The 19,898-nt window shown below is 72.9% G+C and carries 18 protein-coding genes and 2 tRNA genes; 9 read left to right on the forward strand and 11 right to left on the reverse strand.

Going from position 1 to position 19,898, the window contains the following annotated elements; all coding sequences use genetic code 11:
- Nucleotide 1: 1 nt before the first annotated feature.
- Nucleotides 2-781: a DUF881 domain-containing protein gene (locus tag Sdi02f_RS18585; RefSeq protein WP_167458199.1), complete on the reverse strand. Its 780-nt coding sequence runs from the start codon at nucleotides 779-781 to the stop codon at nucleotides 2-4.
- 153 nt (nucleotides 782-934) lie between these two features.
- Here Sdi02f_RS18585 and crgA point away from each other — a divergent pair, with 153 nt between their 5' ends.
- Complete coding sequence (gene crgA / locus Sdi02f_RS18590) at nucleotides 935-1,189, forward strand: cell division protein CrgA (protein WP_030405060.1); 255 nt, start codon at nucleotides 935-937, stop codon at nucleotides 1,187-1,189.
- A 267-nt stretch (nucleotides 1,190-1,456) separates the two neighbouring features.
- Here the strand turns inward: crgA and Sdi02f_RS18595 are convergent, their stop codons facing one another.
- The gene (locus tag Sdi02f_RS18595) at nucleotides 1,457-2,377 is read right to left on the reverse strand and encodes a rhomboid family intramembrane serine protease (RefSeq protein WP_108933686.1); all 921 of its coding nucleotides are present in this window, start codon (nucleotides 2,375-2,377) and stop codon (nucleotides 1,457-1,459) included.
- Between the two features lie 103 nt (nucleotides 2,378-2,480).
- Nucleotides 2,481-3,014 (reverse strand): peptidylprolyl isomerase, encoded by a 534-nt coding sequence (locus Sdi02f_RS18600; protein ID WP_031088116.1) that lies wholly within the window; start codon nucleotides 3,012-3,014, stop codon nucleotides 2,481-2,483.
- A 320-nt stretch (nucleotides 3,015-3,334) separates the two neighbouring features.
- Between Sdi02f_RS18600 and Sdi02f_RS18605 the strand changes: the two genes are divergently transcribed.
- Complete coding sequence (locus tag Sdi02f_RS18605; protein WP_031088118.1) at nucleotides 3,335-4,036, forward strand: DUF5324 family protein; 702 nt, start codon at nucleotides 3,335-3,337, stop codon at nucleotides 4,034-4,036.
- A gap of 106 nt (nucleotides 4,037-4,142) precedes the next feature.
- Here Sdi02f_RS18605 and Sdi02f_RS18610 read toward each other — a convergent pair whose 3' ends face one another.
- Together Sdi02f_RS18610 and Sdi02f_RS18615 are read right to left on the reverse strand one after the other, a co-directional pair.
- The gene (locus Sdi02f_RS18610) at nucleotides 4,143-4,919 is read right to left on the reverse strand and encodes an isoprenyl transferase (RefSeq protein ID WP_030405064.1); all 777 of its coding nucleotides are present in this window, start codon (nucleotides 4,917-4,919) and stop codon (nucleotides 4,143-4,145) included.
- A 310-nt stretch (nucleotides 4,920-5,229) separates the two neighbouring features.
- Nucleotides 5,230-5,302: transfer RNA gene (locus Sdi02f_RS18615), tRNA-Ala, on the reverse strand.
- Between the two features lie 180 nt (nucleotides 5,303-5,482).
- Between Sdi02f_RS18615 and Sdi02f_RS18620 the strand changes: the two genes are divergently transcribed.
- Together Sdi02f_RS18620 and Sdi02f_RS18625 are read left to right on the forward strand one after the other, a co-directional pair.
- Nucleotides 5,483-6,031 (forward strand): helix-turn-helix domain-containing protein, encoded by a 549-nt coding sequence (locus tag Sdi02f_RS18620; protein ID WP_030405065.1) that lies wholly within the window; start codon nucleotides 5,483-5,485, stop codon nucleotides 6,029-6,031.
- An 86-nt stretch (nucleotides 6,032-6,117) separates the two neighbouring features.
- Nucleotides 6,118-7,848 carry a serine/threonine-protein kinase gene (locus Sdi02f_RS18625; protein WP_108933687.1) on the forward strand — a complete coding sequence of 577 codons (1,731 nt, stop codon included), beginning with the start codon at nucleotides 6,118-6,120 and terminating at the stop codon, nucleotides 7,846-7,848.
- Between the two features lie 55 nt (nucleotides 7,849-7,903).
- Here the strand turns inward: Sdi02f_RS18625 and Sdi02f_RS18630 are convergent, their stop codons facing one another.
- Nucleotides 7,904-9,274, reverse strand: coding sequence for a hypothetical protein (locus Sdi02f_RS18630; RefSeq protein ID WP_108933688.1), 1,371 nt, complete (start codon nucleotides 9,272-9,274; stop codon nucleotides 7,904-7,906).
- 136 nt (nucleotides 9,275-9,410) lie between these two features.
- On the reverse strand, nucleotides 9,411-9,539 hold the full coding sequence (locus Sdi02f_RS36105) for a DLW-39 family protein (RefSeq protein WP_003999697.1): 129 nt from the start codon (nucleotides 9,537-9,539) through the stop codon (nucleotides 9,411-9,413).
- 338 nt (nucleotides 9,540-9,877) lie between these two features.
- Here Sdi02f_RS36105 and Sdi02f_RS18640 point away from each other — a divergent pair, with 338 nt between their 5' ends.
- From Sdi02f_RS18640 to Sdi02f_RS18650, 3 genes are all read left to right on the forward strand, one after another.
- Nucleotides 9,878-10,258: a DUF6344 domain-containing protein gene (locus Sdi02f_RS18640; RefSeq protein ID WP_031084650.1), complete on the forward strand. Its 381-nt coding sequence runs from the start codon at nucleotides 9,878-9,880 to the stop codon at nucleotides 10,256-10,258.
- Nucleotides 10,259-10,466: 208 nt separating this feature from the next.
- Complete coding sequence (locus Sdi02f_RS18645; protein ID WP_108933689.1) at nucleotides 10,467-11,255, forward strand: GntR family transcriptional regulator; 789 nt, start codon at nucleotides 10,467-10,469, stop codon at nucleotides 11,253-11,255.
- Nucleotides 11,256-11,263: 8 nt separating this feature from the next.
- A complete protein-coding gene (locus tag Sdi02f_RS18650; RefSeq protein ID WP_051783560.1) occupies nucleotides 11,264-12,034 on the forward strand; it encodes a glycosyltransferase family 2 protein in 771 nt (256 codons plus the stop codon).
- Between the two features lie 28 nt (nucleotides 12,035-12,062).
- On the opposite strand, the gene Sdi02f_RS18655 is transcribed toward Sdi02f_RS18650, so the two are convergent.
- The gene (locus Sdi02f_RS18655) at nucleotides 12,063-12,941 is read right to left on the reverse strand and encodes an FkbM family methyltransferase (RefSeq protein WP_108933776.1); all 879 of its coding nucleotides are present in this window, start codon (nucleotides 12,939-12,941) and stop codon (nucleotides 12,063-12,065) included.
- 62 nt (nucleotides 12,942-13,003) lie between these two features.
- Nucleotides 13,004-13,216: a ferredoxin gene (locus Sdi02f_RS18660; RefSeq protein WP_030403052.1), complete on the reverse strand. Its 213-nt coding sequence runs from the start codon at nucleotides 13,214-13,216 to the stop codon at nucleotides 13,004-13,006.
- Nucleotides 13,217-13,414: 198 nt separating this feature from the next.
- Between Sdi02f_RS18660 and Sdi02f_RS18665 the strand changes: the two genes are divergently transcribed.
- Entirely contained in the window at nucleotides 13,415-13,978 is a 564-nt protein-coding gene (locus tag Sdi02f_RS18665) for a hypothetical protein (RefSeq protein ID WP_167458200.1), read from the forward strand.
- 436 nt (nucleotides 13,979-14,414) lie between these two features.
- Nucleotides 14,415-18,752, forward strand: a complete 4,338-nt coding sequence (locus Sdi02f_RS18670) for an nSTAND1 domain-containing NTPase (RefSeq protein WP_108933691.1) — start codon at nucleotides 14,415-14,417, stop codon at nucleotides 18,750-18,752.
- 219 nt (nucleotides 18,753-18,971) lie between these two features.
- Here Sdi02f_RS18670 and Sdi02f_RS18675 read toward each other — a convergent pair.
- Nucleotides 18,972-19,048, reverse strand: a tRNA-Ile gene (locus tag Sdi02f_RS18675).
- Nucleotides 19,049-19,158: 110 nt separating this feature from the next.
- Complete coding sequence (locus tag Sdi02f_RS18680; protein WP_078861494.1) at nucleotides 19,159-19,884, reverse strand: DUF3566 domain-containing protein; 726 nt, start codon at nucleotides 19,882-19,884, stop codon at nucleotides 19,159-19,161.
- Nucleotides 19,885-19,898 lie beyond the last annotated feature (14 nt).

Here is a 19,898-nt window from a genome sequence, read left to right on the forward strand (position 1 = left end):
CCTAATCCACAGGCTGGGCATACTGCAGGTCCGCCGTGCCCGAGTAGCCCGGCAGCGTCACCCGCCCGTCGTCCTCGACCTTCCAGCCGAGCCCGTACACGTTGACGTACACCATGTAGTTCTGGATCGCCGGCGCCTTCGCCAGCGCGTTCTTCAGCCGCTGGGGATCGCCGACCGCCTGGATCTTGTACGGCGGGGAGTAGACGCGGCCCTGGAGGATCAGGGTGTTGCCCACGCAGCGCACCGCGCTGGTGGAGATCAGCCGCTGGTCCATGACCTTGATGCCCTCGGCGCCGCCCTGCCACAGCGCGTTCACGACGGCCTGCAGGTCCTGCTGGTGGATCACCAGGTAGTCGGGCTGCGGCTCCGGATAGCCGGGGAGCTTCGCGGTGGCGTCCGGCGGGGCGTCGTCGAGCGTGACGGTGATCGCCTCGCCCTTCAGTTTCTGCGTGCCCGCCTTCTTCTCCAGCGCGGCGAGCTTGTCGTCCTCGGACTTCGTCCGGCCGTCGTCGCGCGCGGCGAACGATTCGACCTCTTCGCGCAGGGCGCCGTTCGACTCCTCCCGATCGCCGTTCTCCCGGCTGCGCTCGTGGATGAGATCGGACAACTTGAGCAAAGAGGCGTCCGTACGGATATTGGTGCCCTTCGCGGTATTGAAGCTGGTGAAGAAAATAAGTCCCGCGAGCGCGAAGACGGCCGCCGTGAGGATCCGCACGGGCCGGAAACGGCGGCGGCGGCCAGGGCTGGATCCCGTTCCGGGGGAGTCGGCAGAATTGCTCAACGTACCCTTATCTCCTTCGGCGCCACGGAAGGACTACGCTAACGGACGCCCGGGGGAGCGCTCCAAGTTCCCTTGTCCCCATGTACGCCGCCCACCGAGACCGACCCCCCGTTCCCTGCGCGGCCACGCAGCGCATCGACAGGAGAGACCCTCGTGCCGAAGTCACGTATCCGCAAGAAGGCCGATTACACGCCGCCGCCCTCGAAGCAGACGGCCAGTATCAAACTGACCAACCGCAGTTGGGTCGCGCCGGTCATGCTGGCCATGTTCGTCATCGGCCTGGCCTGGATCGTCGTCTTCTACGTCACCGACGGTTCCCTGCCCATCGACTCGCTGGGCAACTGGAACATCGTGGTGGGCTTCGGATTCATCGCCGCGGGGTTCGGCGTCTCGACGCAGTGGAAGTAGCCGGGCGGTAGCTCTCCGGAGGCTCTGCCCAGGGGTATTCACGGAGTTATCCACAGGTGCTGTCCACACGCTGGGGAAAAGAAAGACGATCTGTGGATAACCCCCCGGACATTGACGCCGGTGTGACGGAAGTACCGGTCGGACCCCGCTTCCGAAAACACGTTCGCCCCCTGCCTGACCTGCACAAACACTGGTCAGCGACAGGGGGCACACGTGTTCCCGCACGCTGTGCACAAGATCCGCCACCTACTGTGGACAACGGAGCGCTCAGGTGAGCTGAGCCGTCCTCACCAGGGTCAGCACGACGACGGCCACGAGGACCAGCGCACAGGTCCCGTACTGCACGAGCGTCCGCCGCTCACGCGGGGCGTGGAGCATGGCGTAGCCGATCAGCCCTCCGGCGACCAGGCCGCCGACGTGGGCCTGCCAGGCGATGTTGGACCAGGTGAAGGTGAAGACTAGGTTGATCGCCAGGAGGATGACGACCGGCCGCATGTCCGCGTTGAGCCGGCGGACCAGGGCTGCGGTGGCGCCGAAGAGGCCGAAGATCGCGCCGGAGGCGCCGAGCGAGGGCTGGTTCTGTGCGGCGATCAGATAGGTGAGGGCACTGCCCGCCAGTCCGGAGCAGAAGTAGAGGGCGAGGTAGCGGGCCCGGCCCAGCGCCCCTTCCAGCGGTCCGCCCAGCCACCAGAGGCTGACCATGTTGAAGAGGATGTGCAGGTAGCTGCTGTGCAGGAACATCGCGGTCAGCAGCCGGTACCACTGGCCCTCGGCGACGCCCTCCACCGGGCCGGGGAAGGTGATGTACGCCCGGCCGAGCAACTCGAACTGCTGGGTGAAGCGGTCGCCGACGGAGAGCTGGACCAGGAAGAGGGCCAGATTGATCCCGATGAGGACCTTGGTGACCAGGCGCGGGTCGGCGGCGACGGCCCCGCCGGCGAGGGTGCGGGGCCGGGAGGCGGCGGGCGCCGGGCCGCTGCCTCCGGTGCGGCCGCTCGCACAGTCCGGGCAGTGGAATCCGACGGACGCGTTGACCATGCAGTCCGGGCAGATGGGGCGCTCGCAGCGGGTGCAGCGGATGCCGGTCTCGCGGTCGGGGTGGCGATAGCAGCCGGGCAGGCTGTGGGCTCCCGGTGGGCCGGCGTCCGGTGGGCCGGCGTCCGGTGGGCCGGCGGCCGCGTGGTCCATGACATCCCCTTGGTCGTCCTGCGGGCGGTGTGTGCAGATGCACCGCCCCGCCCTTCTTTACGGATGAGCGGGGCTTTTGGTTCCTGCCCGGCCCACGGGGTCGTCAGGCCTGGCGGGTCTCGACGACGACCGACTCGAGGACGATGTCGTTGAGGGGGCGTTCGGTCCGCGGGTTGGTCCGGGCGGCGGCGATGGTGTCGACGACCTTCTGGCTGGCCGCGTCGGTCACCTCGCCGAAGATCGTGTGCTTGCGGTTGAGCCAGGTGGTCGGGGAGACGGTGATGAAGAACTGGGAGCCGTTGGTGCCGGGGCCCGCGTTGGCCATGGCCATCAGGTAGGGCCGGTCGAAGGCGAGGTCGGGGTGGAACTCGTCCGGGAACTGGTAGCCGGGGTCACCGGTGCCGTTGCCCAGCGGATCGCCGCCCTGGATCATGAAGCCGTTGAGGACCCGGTGGAAGACCGTGCCGTCGTAGAGCCGGGCCATCGACGTCTCTCCGGTGGCGGGGTGGGTCCACTCCCGCTCGCCGCGGGCCAGCTCGACGAAGTTCTTGACCGTCCGGGGCGCGTGGTTCGGCAGCAGCCGGACCTCGATGTCACCTTGCGTGGTCTTCAGGGTGGCGTAGAGCTGCTCGGCCACGGTGTGCCTTCCGTCGTCCTGTGGTGCGCACCGATCCTCGCACGGCCGGTGGCACGTTCGGCTCTCTTGCCGCTGGGTCACGAGCATGCGGGACCGATCCGTGGCATGGTCGGGGACAGGCTCGTGTTGCCCGGTATTCATCGGTTATTGACGCTGATCAGCTTGTGTTCGCAACTTCGTACCCACTTGTCCCCCAGGTCCCGGCGGCATCGCCCGTGACCCGGATGCCCGCCCTCGCATGCCTGGTGACGCGTCCCCAGGCATGATCCGTAAAAGGGTGGAAAGTCGAATTACCGTACGCCACCGAGGAGGAGGAACCCGTGACCCGCATCGACAGCGTGCGCGCCGCGACCGGTTCGGCGAAGGACAGCGTGCTGCACGCCGCGGAAGTGGTGGCGCCCTACGCCGACACGGCCAAGGACAGGGCCGCTCACTATGCACAGGAGGCGCGCGTACGGCTGGCGCCCAAGGTGTCGCAGGCCACGTGCCAGGCGCGTCATCAGTACGGCACGCATGTCGCGCCGCGGCTGGAACAGGCCCGTACGCATGTGCCGCCGAAGATGGACGCGGCCGCGCAGGAGGCCGCGGTCCGTGCCCGGCTGGCCGCTCGGCAGGCGGCCGACTACTCACGCCCGAGGATCGAGCAGGCCGTGGCCGCGGCCGGTCCCGTGCGGGACGAGGCCACGGCCCGGGGTGCCGCCGCACTGGCCGCGCTGCGTGGTCAGGTGACGGCCAAGGAGATCCAGAGGCTCACGCGCAGGAACCGGCGACGGGCCAGTGCCGGCCGGGTGGCCAAGGTGCTCGCGGTGGTGGGCCTCGTCGCGGGCGGTGCATTCGCCGCATGGAAGTGGTGGGACAAGCAGGCCAACCCGGACTGGCTGGTGGAGCCGCCGGAGGCGACGGAGGTCCCCGAGTCGGGGCGGCTGACGTCGGTGGACGGCACCGGCGACGCGATCCTGGACCCCGAGGTGCAGGCCAAGCAGGCCCAGGAGGAAGCGGCTGAGGGCGACGAACCCCGCTGATCCCCCGCGGTCCCGGTGCCGGCTGCCTTCTCAACGCCGCGGGGCGGGAGACCATGTGTCTCCCGCCCCGCGGCGTTGTTTCACGTGAAACAACGCCGCATGTGACTCAGCGGCCGTAGCGGCGTTCCCTCAGGGAGTACGAGCGCAGGGCCCGCAGGAAGTCGATCTCGCGGAAGTCCGGCCAGTAGGTCTCGCAGAAGTGGACCTCCGCGTAGGCGGACTGCCAGAGCAGGAACCCGGAGAGCCGCTGCTCGCCCGAGGTGCGGATGATGAGGTCGGACTCGGACCGCGTCTTGGAGTACAGGTGCTTGGAGATGTGCTCCATGGTGAAGGTCTCGATGAAATCGTCGATGTCGCCGCCCTGCGAGCTGTGCTCGGTGAGGGCCGAACGCACGGCGTCGACGATCTCGCGCCGGCCGCCGTAGCCCACGGCGACGTCGACCTTGGTGCCGCCCTTGCGTCCCTGGGTGGCGGCCGTGGCGGTCTTGAGGCGGGCCGCGGACTCGGCGGGCAGCAGGTCCAGGGCTCCGACGGCCTCGACGGGCCAGGGGTTGCCCGGCGCGGCCAGCTGCTCGACGACCTCGGCGATGATGTCGATGAGCGGGTTGAGCTGCTCCTCGGGCCGGTGGAGGTTGTCGTCGGAGAGCATGAACAGGGTGACGTGCTCGATCTTGGCGGAGTCGCACCAGCGCAGGAAGTCCAGCACCTTGGCGCCGCCGGCCCGGTAGCCCTCCCGCGGGTCGTCGATGCCCGACATCTTGGCCCACCGGCGGTTGCCGTCGAGCATGATGCCGATGTGCTGGGGGCGTGGGCGTCCCTCCAACTCTCTGACCAGCCGCTTCATGTAGAGCGCGTCGAGAGCGGCACGTACCTTCGCTCGCATGGTCTACCCCTTCCACCTCGTCGGTAGCGACTGGACTGCTCCGACGGCGATGAGCCACGTGGCACCGCCCCGCGGGGGTGTGGCGCTGATGCCCTGTGGGGTGACGATATCAAGAGCAGACAGCCCCGCCCGGGCGACGAGAGGGGCCCGTACGCGGGCCCGCGCCGGGTGCGGCGCGGGCGTCGGAGCATTGTTCCAGGCAGTCAACTGAGCCTGTTCCTGCGGGTGTTGTGCATCACCGTCGGAGCGGCCCGGAACGGCAAGAGCGCCTCCGGTCTACGTTTCCGCAGGTCGGAGGCGCTCGTCGCGGTGGAGCCTAGGGGAGTCGAACCCCTGACATCTGCCATGCAAAGACAGCGCTCTACCAACTGAGCTAAGGCCCCTCGGGAGGTGTCGCCGGTCCTGGTGTCGCGGACCGCCGGTCACCGCGGACAAGAGTACCGGGTCGCCCCCCGTATCTCACAAATGATTGGGGCTCCCGGGGAACGACCACGCTCCGTAAGATGCTCGGCGTGGTTCGCTGGAGCGAACTGCGGTTTTTGGGGAAGCGATGGGGAGACGCAATGGACGCCGCACAGCAGGAAGCCACCGCGAGGGCGCGGGAACTGCAGCGGAACTGGTACGGGGAACCACTGGGGGCGCTCTTCCGCCGGCTCATCGACGATCTCGGTCTCAACCAGGCTCGTCTCGCGGGGGTGCTGGGGCTGTCCGCGCCGATGCTGTCGCAGTTGATGAGCGGCCAGCGGGCGAAGATCGGCAATCCTGCCGTGGTGCAGCGGGTGCAGCTGCTGCAGGACCTGGCGGGCCAGGTCGCCGACGGAAGTGTGAGCGCGGCCGAGGCGGCCGAGCGCATGGACGAGATCAAGAAGTCGCAGGGGGGCTCGGTGCTCAGCAACACCACGGCGACCACGAGCAGTTCGGGTGCGCCGACGGTCAAGCGGGTGGTCCGTGAGATCCAGTCGCTGCTGCGCTCGGTCGCGGCGGCGGGGGACATCATCGACGCGGCGGACGCGCTCTCCTCCTCGCATCCGGAGCTGGCGGAGTTCCTGCGGGTGTACGGCGCGGGCCGCACCTCGGACGCGGTCGCGCACTACCAGTCCCACCAGAACTGATCCCGCGGGGCCCGCTCGCCGGAAGTCCGGCGGCGGGGCCCGCGGGCGTGGCGCGACAGGTCCCAGGGGAGGAGCGGCGCACAGCCATGGGTGAGGTCTTCGCGGGCCGGTACGAACTGGTCGACCCGGTCGGCCGGGGCGGGGTGGGTGCCGTCTGGCGTGCCTGGGACCACCGGCGCAGGCGTTATGTGGCCGCGAAGGTGCTCCAGCAGCGGGACGCGCACTCGCTGCTGCGGTTCGTCCGTGAGCAGGCGCTGCGGATCGATCACCCCCATGTGCTGGCGCCCGCGAGCTGGGCCGCCGACGACGACCAGGTCCTGTTCACCATGGACCTGGTCACGGGCGGTTCGCTGGTCCACCTGGTCGGGGACTACGGCCCCCTGCCGCCCGACTTCGTGTGCACGCTGCTCGACCAGCTCCTGTCCGGCCTGGCGGCGGTGCACGGGGAGGGCGTGGTGCACCGTGACATCAAGCCCGCCAACCTGCTGCTGGAGGCGACGGGGACGGGTCGACCGAACCTGAGGCTGTCCGACTTCGGCATCGCGATGCGGCTGGGTGAGCCCCGGCTGACGGAGACCAACCTGGTGGTGGGGACACCGGGTTACCTGGCGCCGGAGCAGATGCTGGGGGCGGAGCCGGACTTCCCGGCGGACCTGTTCGCGGTGGGGCTGGTCGCCCTGTACCTGCTGGAGGGGGCGAAACCGGACGCCAAGGCGCTCGTGCAGCACTTCGCCGAGCACGGTACGCCGCCCGCGCCGCGGGGGGTGCCCGAGCCGCTGTGGCAGGTCGTGGCGGCGCTGGTGCAGCCGGACCCGTCGGCGAGGTTCCGTACCGCGACGGGGGCGCGCAAGGCGCTGGCCGCGGCGATGGAGCTGCTGCCGGAGCCGGGGCCCGACGACGAGCTGATCGAGATCTTCGACCAAGTGGGCCCGCTGCCGCCGGGGTTCGGCCCCGAGGGGCCGCTCAAGAGGGCGTCCGGCCTGGACGACACGGCGACGGACCCGGCCCCGGCCCCGCAGACGCCGCCGCTTCCCCCCTGGGCGACGCCCCCGTCCGGCGCTCTCCCCGGCGCCCCTTCCACGGGCACGGCGGACGGCGCCCCGCCCCCCGGCACCCCGCCCACGCCGGCCAGTACGCCGTCCGCCGGCGACCGGCATCCCGTCACCCCCGGCACCGCGCCGTGGGGCGGGGCCGCGACGCCTGCCGGCACGTCCCCCGCGCAGGACTGGACGCCCCCGGCCCCCGACGCAGCCCCACCGCCCCCGGCCGGCGCACCGCCGTCCCCCGGCGGCCACCCGCCGGTCCCGCCCGGCACGCCGCCCTTCGCCCGGGACCGGACCCCGTCCCCCCGCCCCGCGCCCCCTTCGTTCCCCGGCCACGCGTTCCCCGGCCGCGCGTTCCCCGGTCACGCCCACCCCGCCCCGGACGCCGGCCGGCCGCCGACGGCTCCCGGCGCCGAGCCCACCGGTGCCGAGCCGCCCGGGGCCATGTCGGAGACCGGGAGCTTCCACCTGCCGCCTCCGCACCCGGCCGCGGCCACCGCCGGAGACGCCGTGCAGCACACCCCGTCCACCGGACACCGCGCGCCGCACGTGCCGCCGCTCCCCGACCGGGCCCTCGCGCCGTCGCCGCCGCAGCCCGCGGACCTTCCCACCGCCGCGTACACCGCCCGAAACCCCCGGCCGGCGCCGCCCGCCCAGCACCGCGGGGCACGGCGACGCCGCCGTTCCGGCCCCCCGGCGAAGGTGGCGTTGCCGCTGCTGCTGCTCGCGCTGGCCTGCTACGCCGTGGGTTTCTGGGCCCTGGCCCGCATCTGAGCCGGACATACCGGAGGGGCCCGGGTCGGATCCGGCGCCGCGCGAGGGGTACGGGTCAGGTCCGGCGCCGGGTGGCCGCGGTCCACACGGCCAGGCCCACCAGCAGCAGGCTGCCGGTGCCGATGCCGCCGACGGCGACCGCTTTCATGGCCGTGTCGTCGCCCGCGGTCCCGCTTCCGCTCCCGGGGGCGGCGATCCGGTCCCGTGCGGAGACCTCGAAGAGGCCTTGGGGACGGGACTCCCCCGCGTACCCGGGCCCGCTCCGTGCCGCTCCCCCGAGGCGCAGGCGCAGCGTGAGTCCGAAGGGGCCCTGGCCGAAGTCGTCGGCGGCCTGGGCCGCGAGGTGGACGACGAGGTAGTAGTCCCCGGCGAACCGCAGCGCGGCGACCCGCCCCGCGGTGGCGTACCGGTTGGGGTACGCCACCGGCGGCAGGGGAGCGAGGCCGACGGTGGTCCGGCGTCCGGTGTAGCCCTTGGCGGCGTCGACGACCTCGCCGCGCACCGGGTTGTGCAGGGCCAGGCGCAGGGCACCGGTGGCGTAGCCGGAGGCGTCCGCGGAACCGGCGAGTTCGGCGGTGGCGTACACCTGGCGCCCCCAGTCGACCGGCACCCTGTAATAGAGGGTCTGCCCGGGACGGATGTCGTCGCGCCAGACGCCCTGCCCGAGGAGGGTGGCGTGGGCGAACCCGCTGCCGCCCGCCCGGCGTTCCGGCTCGCCGTCGAGGGGTTCGGGCGAGGCGGAGTCCCAGGTCTCGGGCGCCTTCGTCGCACCGGCCTGCCGCAGGCCGGGCTCGGTGGCCACGGTGAGTTCCAGGTCCCAGTCGTCCGGCGGGGAGTCCTGCGGTCTGGTCCGCTCGACGCCGACGTAGTAGGTGCCGGGGTCCTGGCACCGGTTGCCGCCGGGGCCGGTCTCGCGCATGCCCCAGGCGGTGACCGGACGGGGGCTGCGGGCGGCGCCGAAGGTCGCGCTGTGCACGGAGCAGGAGCCGCCGTCGGCGTCCCGCACGGAGACCCGGATGCCGTCGACCGCGGTGACCTCTCCGCCGGGGCCGGGTACGGCGGTCACGGAGACGTAGGCGTCGGAGGCGGCGTCGAGGTCGAGGCGGTAGTAGCGGGTGCCGTTCCTCGGCAGGGAGCTGCGGTAGACGGAGCCGGCCGCCAGCGTCTCGGCGCCCGCCGTGTCACTCGCGCCCGCGACCGGCACCGCGCCGTCGGCGAAGTCGTACCCGGCGGACGCCCCCGCCGCGTCGGCCGCCTCCGTACCCGCCGGACCGGCCGCGAGCACCGTGGCGCCGGGCAGGGCCGCGGTCGTGGCCAAGACGGCGGCCACCACGGCCGTCCGTGTGAACGCCGTCGGCAGCGCGGGGCCCTTCGGCCCTGCCCGCCCCGTTCCGGCACGCCGCCGAGCCGTACACCACCGTCCCATGACCCGCCACCCCTCGCGTCCACCGGCTCAGTCGCTCCGTCACCGCCCGCCCCGACCGGACCTGCCCCCTCAGGGCAACACAAAACCCCGACCGTTTCACGGCCGGGGTCTGCTCAGGACCGGATGTCGGTCGTACTCACGAACCCGTGGGCACGGAGTCAGTCGCCTCCGTCCACAGATCCTGCTCGGCGCGATCCGCCTGGATCTGGCGGTACACGAGGAGCCCGCCGATGGCGGCCAGTGCGACCAGGAGAAGCTTCTTCACCGCGCGACCTCGTCTTTCCTTGACGTAGGGGACCTCTGGCGCCCGACTATACACACCGGTCGATACCGATCGGTGACCTGCGTCGGCGGTCAACTGCCCGTCACCGGAGCCCTTTAGAAGCGGACGAAGCCGTTCTGATCGGAGGGTGATCACACCCTCACGTGCGGTGACTTTTGCCCGCCTCCCTCCCGTCTGCGGACCTTTTCCACCGCCTTGCGGCTATTCGGGTGGTGTTCATCTGAACATCGACGCGCCACGGACGTAGGTCCACCACTTCGCGACGCTCATACACATCATGAGGAAAGTACGCAAATCGCCCAACCCGAAAGTGAGGGGCCATGGCCCGGAACAAGGTCCTGACGCTGTGGACCAGCATCGTCACCGCCTTCCTCGCGCTGTGCACGGCGCTCGGACTCATCACGACGACGGCCGCCGCGGCCACGCCGCAGACCGGCACGCACAGCAACAGCGAGAGCGAGAGCGCCTCCCCCGAGGCGGCACCCGCGGCCACCGCCCACCGGACCTGGCCCCGGACCGGTTCCCTGCCCCCCACGATGAAGCAGCGCATCCGTGCCGAGGCGCACGGCGCGGCACCCAGCTGCCGGCACCACCCGCTCGCCGGCACCTCCGCTCCCGCCGCCACCGCCGCCATCGGCCTCCCGTGCGGCGACGTGGCCGCCGAGCCTCCGGCCCAGCACTCCATCCCGCTCCAGCGCTGAGCGGACCGCACCACCCCGACCCCGACGCAACGGCGATCTGCGTACCGCAGCACACGCGAGAACGGCCCGGCAGCTCGACGGAGCAGCCGGGCCGCCGCCGTGTGTACGGAGAGCGGGCCGGAGCCGCCGGCAGGACCGCCGGCACCTTCCCGAACGGCCGGCGGGGGCCGACTCTTCAAGACCTCTTGAGGAGTTGTAGCCTGCGACCGTGCCCAAGGCGTACGAAGTGATCGCTGACGACCTCCGCCGCTCGATCCGCGCGGGCGAGCGCGGGCCCGGCGAGCGGCTGCCCTCGGAGGCGGACCTCGCCCACCACTACCGTCGCAGCGTGCCCACCGTGCAGAACGCGCTCCGGCTGCTGAGCGACGAGGGCCTGATCGACCGGCGGCACGGACTCGGCACCTTCGTCCGGCGCCCCCGCACCCCGGCCGTGCGCGACAACCGCCGCCACCAGTGGGAGAAGGACCGGGCCCGCCGGCCGCTCGCCACCCGGGCCGAGACCGGCGCCACGGAGCGCGACACGGGCCTGCGCGCCGACGACCTCGTCTTCCACGCGGAGTACCGCGAGCGGGAGGCGTCCGGGGAACTGGCCGAGGCCTTCGGCGTCCCCGAGGGCACCGCGCTCCTCCAACGCGACTTCCGGACCCGGCACTCGGCCGAGCCCGCCCCCTTCAGCCTGGTCACCTCCTACCTCGTCCGCGACATGATCGCGGCCAACCCCGACCTCCTGGACGAGACCAAGGAACCCTGGCCCGGCGGCACCCAGCACCAGCTCCACACCGTGGGCATCGAAGTGGACCGCGTGGAGGAGCGTTTCACCGCCCGCCCGCCGACCCCGGAGGAGGCCGCGGCCCTGGACCTGCCGCCGGGCACCTCGGTGATCCTGCTGCGCAAGACCTCGTACGACACGGAGGGCCGGGTGGTGGACGTCTCCGACGTCACGCTGCCCGGCGACCGGACCGAACTGCTCTTCACGACCCGTCTGGAAAGGTGGTGAGTGCCGCCGTGAACCGGCGCGTCATCATCGTCACGGCCGTCCACGGCCCCTCCGCCCCCTTCCTGCCCGAGGCCCACGCCTCGCTGTGCGCCCAGGAGCTGCCCGACGGCTGGGAGTGGCGCTGGGTGATCCAGGAGGACGGCCGTACCGAGGACGTCCGGCCGTACGTGCCCGACGATCCGCGGGTCGTCTTCCACCAGGGGCGCTCCGGCCGGCAGGGCGGGCCCGGTGTGGCACGCACCCTGGCCCTCGCCCACGCGGACGGCGCGTACGTGAAGGTCCTGGACGCCGACGACCGGCTCACCCCGGGCGCCCTGGCGCGCGACCTGGCCGCCCTGGAGGCCGACCCGTCGATCGGCTGGGCGACCTCGCGGGTCCTGGACCTCCTGCCGGACGGTTCGACGGCCGGCTTCCCCGGCGACCCGGCGCACGGGCCCGTCGAGCGCGGGGAGGTCCTCGGCTTCTGGAAGGCGAACGGCTTCCGCGCCCAGGTCCACCCGGCGACCCTCCTGGTGCGGCGGGACCTGCTGCTCGCACTGGGCGGCTGGATGGCCCTTCCCGCCTCCGAGGACACCGGCCTGCTGCTGGCGCTCAACGCCGTGAGCCGGGGGTGGTTCACGGAGGAGGTGGGCCTCCTCTACCGCAAGTGGGAGGGGCAGGAGACCGGCCAGGCCCCCCATGCGGAACCCGCCGAACGCGCGGCCCGCATGGCGGTGGTGGAGGCGCGGGCACGTGCGCTGGCCTCCTTCGGGTGGCGGCTGCCGGAGGGCGCACGGTAGGGCGGGCCGAGGCCGCCGCGCAGACCGTTCAGGGCAGCCGCTCCGCGTCGACCCGGGAGAAGACCAGGTCGCTCTCCCCGGTGACCGGCCCGTGCCAGCGGACCGGCGCCGCCCGGGCCGCACCGCGCAGCGCCCCGGGGTAGCTGCCGGCCGCGTAGTCGTTGGCCAGCCGGTAGACGTGGAACCCGGCCTCCCGCATCACTTCCAGCAGCTCGTCGGCCCGGTCCCCCAGCCGGGCCATGCGCTCGGGAGCCACCTCGACCGTGATCTCCGCGTCGGGCCGCAGCGCGCCCAGCAGCGGCGCGAGACCGCGCACCACGCCCCCCTCGGCGCCCTCGACGTCGATCTTGATCACCCGGGCGGTCGCGATCTCCGCCGGTCGGAGGAGTTCCGGCAGCGGTCTGGCCTCGGTCTCGAAACGGGACTCCGCCGGGCCGTCGTACGGGACGATGCTGTTCGCGCCCGTGTTCCGGGAGCTGGCGAGCGTGAAGGTCAGCCTCCTGGCGCGGTCCGACACGGCGGCGTTGAGGGCGCGGACGTTGCCGAGGCCGTTGAGCCGGACGTTGTGCACCAGGCGGCGGTGGAGGTCGGGGGACGCCTCGATCGCGACGACCCGGCCCCGGTCACCGACGAGCCGGGCCGCCAGGACGCTGAAGACGCCGATGTTCGCCCCGACGTCGACGAAGCCGTCCCCGGGCTCCAGCCGTCGCCGCAGCCAGTCCGTCAGGTGCGGTTCCCAGGCGCCGAACAGATACAGGTACCGCTGGATGAGGTCCTGTGTGTCCACGGCGAACCGGCCGCCCGCGCGCGTCTCGACGACGGCCCGGCGGGGGTGCTCGCGCAGGTGCGCGTCGAGCCGGCGTTCGGCGAGGGCCGCCTTCCCGAGGGTGCCGGGGCCGTTTCGCACGTACCGGACGGCGAGGCCGACCAGCACCTCGCTCAGAGCGGCGCCCGGCCCGGCCCGGCCGCTCAGTCCCGGGCCTCTTCCGTGTCCGTACGGGTGAGGGTGATCGCGGCCGACGGGCATCCCTCGACCGCCTCGCGCACCCGCGGGGCGTCGACGGCGTGTTCCCGGCCGGGTATGACGGCGCCCAGACCGTCGACCTGGGTGAAGACGGAGGGGGCCCGGTGGACGCAGTCGCCGGAGCCGTAGCACTGCTCGGGGTCGAGGGAGATCCTCACGCGCCCTCCAGCGGCGGTCGGTTGCGAAGCCTTCACGACCTGCCTTCCCACGGATCGGCCCACCGAACCCGCCTAGCCCGCCTGCCTGTTGGTGGACCCGGCCCGGCGCTCATAGGATCGTCCGGCAGCCCCGCCGAGCGCGGGGTGCGAGGTGCCGAGTCGTGACTGGGGGACGGTTTGGGGACCGGCGAGCAACTGGTGACGATCGCAGCCGTGCTGCTCGGCGCGCTGACCACGCACGTCACGAACCACCTGATGGAGCGGAGCAGGAACCGCCACCAACTGCTGACACGGTGGGACGACAAGAAGGTCGACGCCTACGGGGAGTACGTCGACGCCGTCAAGATGAGGATCGCCGCCTCCGTGCCGCTGTACGAGGCGCGGGAGGGGCTGCGCGAGAGCCACCGCAGCGAGGAGGACCTCCGCGACGAACTGGCGGACGCGAGCCGCCGCTGGGGCGCGGCCTTCGAGCGGGTCATGCTGCTCGGCGGGGACGACGCCATCGAGTCCGGGCACGAGCTCAACGTGCTGCTCGCCGAGATCGACTGGCAGGCCACGGGCCGGGTCGAGGGCACCCTGGAGGAGTGGCGGGAGCGGCACCGGGCCGCGTTCCGTGCCATCAACGCCTTCCACGAGGACGCCCGGGCGGATCTCGGCATCCGGGGCCGCGTCACCGGCGAGAAGCATCCCGAGCGGGATCTGCTGGTCCCGTCCGCCCGGCGTCCCGGCCGCCGGCTGGCGGAGACCGACGGCGAGGGCTGACCGCGGGAGCTGACCGCGGCAGCTGACCGCGAGGACCGGACGTGAGGACCGGACACGTACACCGGCCGCGAGGCTTCGCGCGTGCCGCGCGGGGAGATACGCGTCGGCATGGTTTGGCTCCGGTCCCTCCCCTCGTGGGGACCGGTGCCACACCATGCCGGCGCCGTTTTCTCGTGCGGCAGCCGGACGGCGGGACTCCGGGAGCGGCGGCCCGCCGAAAGCTGACCGAGAACGTGCGGCCTCGTGGGGTGGCTCTCCGAGGCCCGGGCCGCTGACCTGTCCGGGTGCCGCAAAGCCGCCTCGCCACTGCGACGCGATCCTGCCACCCGAGGTCGCCCCCGAGGAGGCACCGGAACCGCGGAACCGCTGTAGCCGCAGGTCAGCCGTATAGAGTGAGTTTTCCGGTCCGGACGTCCAGGTGCGGGGGAAGTTAGGAGTGGAGGCCTTGAGTTTCGACTCAGGGGCACGCACGGCCTTCGCGGAACGCCTCGCTCTGCTGTACAGGGAGGCCGGCAATCCTCCCCTCAAACGCGTGTCCGAGGCCGTCGTCCGGCTCCAGCGGGTCGACGAACGGGGCCGGCCCGTACGGGTCTCCGCCCAGCGGATCAGCGACTGGCGGCGCGGGAAGAACGTGCCCGCCCAGTTCACGGCTCTCGCGGCCGTCCTGCACGTCCTCATACCGCAGGCGCGGCGCGCCCGGCCGGTACCGGTCTCCGCCGGCCTGTACGACCTGGCCCAGTGGCAGCGCCTGTGGGAGCGGGCGATGGCCGACCCGACCGGGGAACGGCCCGCGTCGCCCGCGGCCGACGAGCAGCCCGCCGCCGAGGCCGCGGCGACGCCGGGCGGGGTCTGTCCGTACCGAGGACTGGCCGCCTACCGCCCGCAGGACGCCGGCTGGTTCTTCGGGCGGGAGCAGAGCACGCGGGCCCTCGTCGCCCAGCTCCGCGCCACGCGCGACACGGGCGGCCTGGTCATGCTCGTGGGCGCCTCGGGGGCCGGGAAGTCCTCGCTGCTGAACGCCGGCCTGGTGCCCGCCCTGCGCGCCGGCGCAGCGCACACCGGGGACGGTCCGCCCCGGCGGGTGCTCCAGCTCGTCCCGGGGACCGACCCGCTGGGGGAACTGACCCGCCTGGTACCGCAGCTCACGCCCGTCGTCGGCGCCGTGCGGGAGGCGGTGGCGCAGGGGACGGCCACCGCGGAGCCGGGCGCCTCCGGGGCCGGGGGCGCGGCGGACCCGGGTTCCGACGACGCCGCCCGGGCGGTCTTCGCGGCGTGGGCTGCGTGGGCGGCATGGACGGCGCGCACGGAGGAGCGGGACGGTCCGGACGGGACGCGAGGGCCCGAGGGAACGCAGGAGTCGGAAGGGACGCAGGAGCCCGAGGGGACGCGGGGGTCTGAAGGAACGCAGGAGCCGCTGGGCACGCAGGAGCCGGAGGGGCCGGACGAGCCGGAGGGGCCGGAGGGACCGGAGCGGCCAGAGAGGCCAGAGAGGCAGCAGGAATCGGGCAGCACAGCCGGTACGCATGCCCCCCGGGCCCCCCGCACCGCACACACCGGCCCGGTGACCCCCGCACCCCCGCCCGCCGCTCCTCCGGTCGTCATCGTGGACCAGTTCGAGGAGCTCTTCACGCTCTGCGCCGACGAGACGGACCGGCGCGTGTTCATCCGGCTGCTCCAGGCGGCCTGCGTGCCCGGCGCCGACGGGGACCCGGCGCCGGTCCAGGTGACACTGGGCGTGCGCGCCGACTTCTACGACCAGTGCCTGCGGTACCCGGAACTGGCCGACGCCCTCCAGCACCGGCACATGGTGCTCGGACCGCTGACCACCGCGGAACTGCGCGAGGCGGTGACCGCGCCCGCCCGCGCCGTCGGCATGGAACTCGAGCCGGGACTCGCCGAGCTGATCATCCGCGAGGTCAGCACCGACGGCCCGCGCGGAGCGCACGACGCGGGCGTGCTGCCACTCCTCTCCCACGCCCTGCTCGCCACCTGGCAGCGCCGCAAGGCCGGCCGGCTGACGCTGGCCGGCTACCGCGCGGCCGGCGGCATCCAGGGCGCGGTGGCCGCTACCGCCGAGCGGGCCTGGTCCGGCCTGGACCCGGCGGCCCGCACCGCCGCGCGGCTGCTGCTGCTCAGGCTGGTCCGGCTGAGCGAGGACTCCCAGGCCACCCGCAGACGCAGTACGCGGCGCCGGCTGGCCGAGGAGTCGGGCGACCCGGGCAAGACCGAGGAGTCCCTCGAGGCGCTGGTGCGGGCCCGGCTGGTGACGCTCGACGCGGACACCGTGGAGATCACCCACGAGGCGCTGCTGCACGCCTGGCCCCGGCTGCGCAACTGGATCGACGAGGACCGCGCCGGGAACCTGCTGCGCCAGCGGCTGGAGGAGGACGGACTGGCCTGGGAGGAGTCGGACCGCGACTCCGCGCTGCTCTACCGGGGCTCGCGGCTGGCGCAGGCCAGCGGCTGGGCGAAGTCGGCCGGCGACACCCTGCTGACCCGCAGCGCGGTGGAGTTCCTGGCCGCCGCGGTCAGACTGCGCAGGCGCACCGTCATGATCAGCCGTACCGCGGTCTCGGTGGTGGTCGTCCTGGCCCTGGTGGCCGTCGGCTCGGCGGTGCTCGCCTGGCAGCAGCGCAACGACGCCGTCTTCGAGCAGGTGGTCGCCGAGGCGGACCGGGTCCAGGACACCGACCCCTCGCTGTCGGCCCAGCTCGACCTGGCGGCACACCGCCTGCGGCCGGACGACGAGGACGTCAGGAACCGGCTGATCTCGATCGTGAACGCGCCCCTGGCCACCCCGCTCCTCGGCCACACGGGCGCCGTCTACCTCACCTCGTTCAGCCCCGACGGGCGGACCTTGGCGACGGCCAGCTACGACCGCACCGTCCGGCTCTGGGACGTCTCGGACCCCGGCCGCCCCGAACAGCTCGGCAAGCCCCTCACCGGGCACACCAGTTGGGTGAGCACCGCCGTCTTCAGCCCCGACGGCCGCACCCTGGCCAGCGCCTCGGACGACGGCACGATCCGGCTGTGGGACGTACGCGACCCCAGTCGTCCGCGCCCGCTCGGCGCCCCGCTGCCCGGCCGCGGCGGCACCGTCTACCTGCTCGCCTTCAGCCCGGACGGGCGCACCCTGGCCAGTGCCCACGACGACCACGCCGTACGCCTGTGGAACGTGGCCGACCCGCGGTCCCCCGAGGCGCTGGGCACCCTGACCGGCCCCACCGCGGCGGTGCGCTCGGTGGCCTTCAGCCCCGACGGCCACACGCTCGCCGCCGGCGGCGACGACGACAAGGTCAGACTCTGGGACGTCACCGACCCCGCGCGGGCCGAGCCCGTCGGCACACCGCTCACCGGCCACGGCGGCCTGGTGCACTCCGTGGCCTTCAGCCCCGACGGCCGCACCCTGGCCAGCGGCAGCGCGGACGACACCGTCCGCCTCTGGGACGTCACCGACCCGGCCCGGACCGAACCGGCCGGCGCACCGCTCACCGGCCACAGCGGCCCCGTCTGGGCGGTCGCGTTCAGCCCCGACGGCGCCATGCTCGCCGCGAGCAGCGCGGACAGTACGGCGAGCCTGTGGAACGTCAGCGACCCGGCCTACCCCTCCCAGGTCGGCGTGCCCCTCGCCGGGGGCAGCGGCGAGATGTACGCCCTCGGCTTCAGCCCCGACGGCCGCACCCTCGCCACCGGCAGCGGCGACAGCAAGGTCCGCCTGTGGTCGCTGCCCACGTCGGACATGATCGGCCGGATCGGTGCCTTCCGCCCGGACGGGCGCGTCCTGGCCACCGCGGCCCGCGACGGCAGGGTCCGGCTGTGGAACGTGGCGGACGCCTCCCGGCCCGTGTCCCTGAGCGCCCCCTTCCGGCCGGGGGAGGGCGACATACGGTCGCTGGAGTTCTCGCCGGACGGGGACACGCTCGCGGTGCTCGCCGGGGGCCGCACGCTGCAGTTGTGGGACGTCACCGATCCGGCCGGGCCCCGGGCCCACGGACCGCCCGTGGCCCTGGACACCCGCTACGCGGGCCCCGACACCCTCGCGTTCGGCCCGGACGGCCGCACCCTGGCCACGGCGCACGACGACCGGACCGTCCAGTTGTGGGACACCGCTGACCCGTCCCGCCCCCGCCGCCTGGGCAAGCCGCTCACCGGCCACACGGGATACGTCAACACCCTCGCCTTCAGCCCCGACGGCCGCACCCTCGCCAGCGGCAGCGCGGACGACACCGTCCGCCTCTGGGACGTCACCGATCCCGCGCACGCCACTCTTCTCGGCGCGCCCCGCACCGGGCACCTCGGCCCCGTCAACGCCCTGTCCTACAGCCCCGACGGCCGCACCCTCGCCAGCGGCAGCGACGACGGCACGGTCCGGCTGTGGGACGTCACGAAGCGGTCCGGGACGTCCGGGGCCGAGGCCACGCTCGCCGGGCACACCGACTCGGTGGTGTCACTGACGTTCAGCCAGGACGGCGCCACCCTGGCCAGCGGCGCCAACGACAACACCGTCCGGCTCTGGAGCGTCTCCGACCCCGCCCGGGCCACCCCCATCGGCCAGGCGATGAGCCCCAACACCAAGGCCGGCACCTTCCTGTCCTTCAGCCCCGTGCACCACATGCTCGGGGTCTCCAGCGGCACGGACACCGTCCGGCTGTGGAGCCTGGACGTGGACGACGCCATCGACCGCATCTGCTCCGCCACCCGGGGCGTGCTGACCGAGGAGAAGTGGCACGAGTACCTGCCGCGCCTCGACTACGCGTCACCGTGCGACCACTGACCACCCCACCGGCCCGTGATCCCCGTCACATCAACGGCACCCGACCGACCAGTCGGCACCCACTGGACACCCGCGCTTGTTAGCCTTGGCCACAGCCCGGCCGCTGGCGCATCCCCCGTCGCCAGCGGCCGGGTTTTTTCCTGCCCGCCACCCCACCCGACGAGCAGGGACCCCGAACGCCGAAGACCCCCAACCGAATCCGGCTGGGGGTCTTCGTACTGGTGGGGCTAACAGGATTTGAACCTGTGGCCTCATCCTTATCAGGGATGCGCTCTAACCAACTGAGCTATAGCCCCGCCGCGCTCTGCGGTGGTGTCCCGCGCGCTGACTCCTGAAGATTAGCGCACGAGGCGGGCAGTCCCAAAATCGGTTGTCGCGCGGCTGACGAGCACGGTCGGCTCGCGGATCACTCGTCCTCGGCGAGGGTCAGCTCCACCCCGCCGACGAAGCCGGCGGACAGGTTGTAGATGAACGCGCCGAGGGTCGCCAGGGCCGTCGCGAGGACGACGTCGATGACCGCGATGATCGTCGTGAACATCAGCACGTTGGGCAGCGACAGGAAGGACTGCAGGTCGAAGCCGTTGGACTCGTTGGAGCCGGTGGCCTCGGCGATCGTGCCGCCGACCGTGGAGAAGACGCCCATGGCGTCCATGACCATCCACAGCACGGCGGACGCGACGATGGTGCAGATGCCGAGGGCGATGGAGAGCAGGAAGCTGACCTTCATCACCGACCACGGGTCGGCCTTCGACACCCGCAGGCGCGCCTTGCGGACGCGGGGCGTGGTGCGGGCGCCGGTGCGCGGGCGGCGCACGGCGGACGCATTGCCGCCCTGGGTCTGGTAGGCCTGCGGCGGGTGGTAGGGCCCACCGGGCTGCTGCGGCTGCCGTTCCCCCGGCAGCGGCGAGGCCGCCTGCCGTGTCCGCTGGCCTCGGGTGTCCGTCACAGTTCCCCCCTGGGATCCATGCGTTGAGGACGAGCTCCCCGAGTGCGAGTCGGTCGCTCCGTCGTCGATCTTGCGCAGTTGAGTCGTGTGCGAATCCGTCGCACGCGCGGCGGAGCCACGGCCGCCGCCGCCCGTTTCCGTACCCGTGGGGGTACCGGCCGATCCGGCGCCCGTGGCTCCGCTCACGATGACTCTCTCCT

The sequence above is a fragment of the Streptomyces ardesiacus genome (assembly GCF_003112575.1).
Classification (GTDB): domain Bacteria; phylum Actinomycetota; class Actinomycetes; order Streptomycetales; family Streptomycetaceae; genus Streptomyces; species Streptomyces ardesiacus.

What these genes read in the sequence shown, in the direction of transcription:
- Sdi02f_RS18595 (WP_108933686.1), bottom strand. Translation starts at nt 2,377, where the DNA reads ATGGACCACGCGGCCGCCGGCCCACCGGACGCCGGCCCACCGGACGCC.
- Sdi02f_RS18610 (WP_030405064.1), bottom strand. Translation starts at nt 4,919, where the DNA reads ATGCGAGCGAAGGTACGTGCCGCTCTCGACGCGCTCTACATGAAGCGG.
- Sdi02f_RS18620 (WP_030405065.1), top strand. Translation starts at nt 5,483, where the DNA reads ATGGACGCCGCACAGCAGGAAGCCACCGCGAGGGCGCGGGAACTGCAG.
- Sdi02f_RS18625 (WP_108933687.1), top strand. Translation starts at nt 6,118, where the DNA reads ATGGGTGAGGTCTTCGCGGGCCGGTACGAACTGGTCGACCCGGTCGGC.
- Sdi02f_RS18630 (WP_108933688.1), bottom strand. Translation starts at nt 9,274, where the DNA reads ATGGGACGGTGGTGTACGGCTCGGCGGCGTGCCGGAACGGGGCGGGCA.
- Sdi02f_RS18640 (WP_031084650.1), top strand. Translation starts at nt 9,878, where the DNA reads ATGGCCCGGAACAAGGTCCTGACGCTGTGGACCAGCATCGTCACCGCC.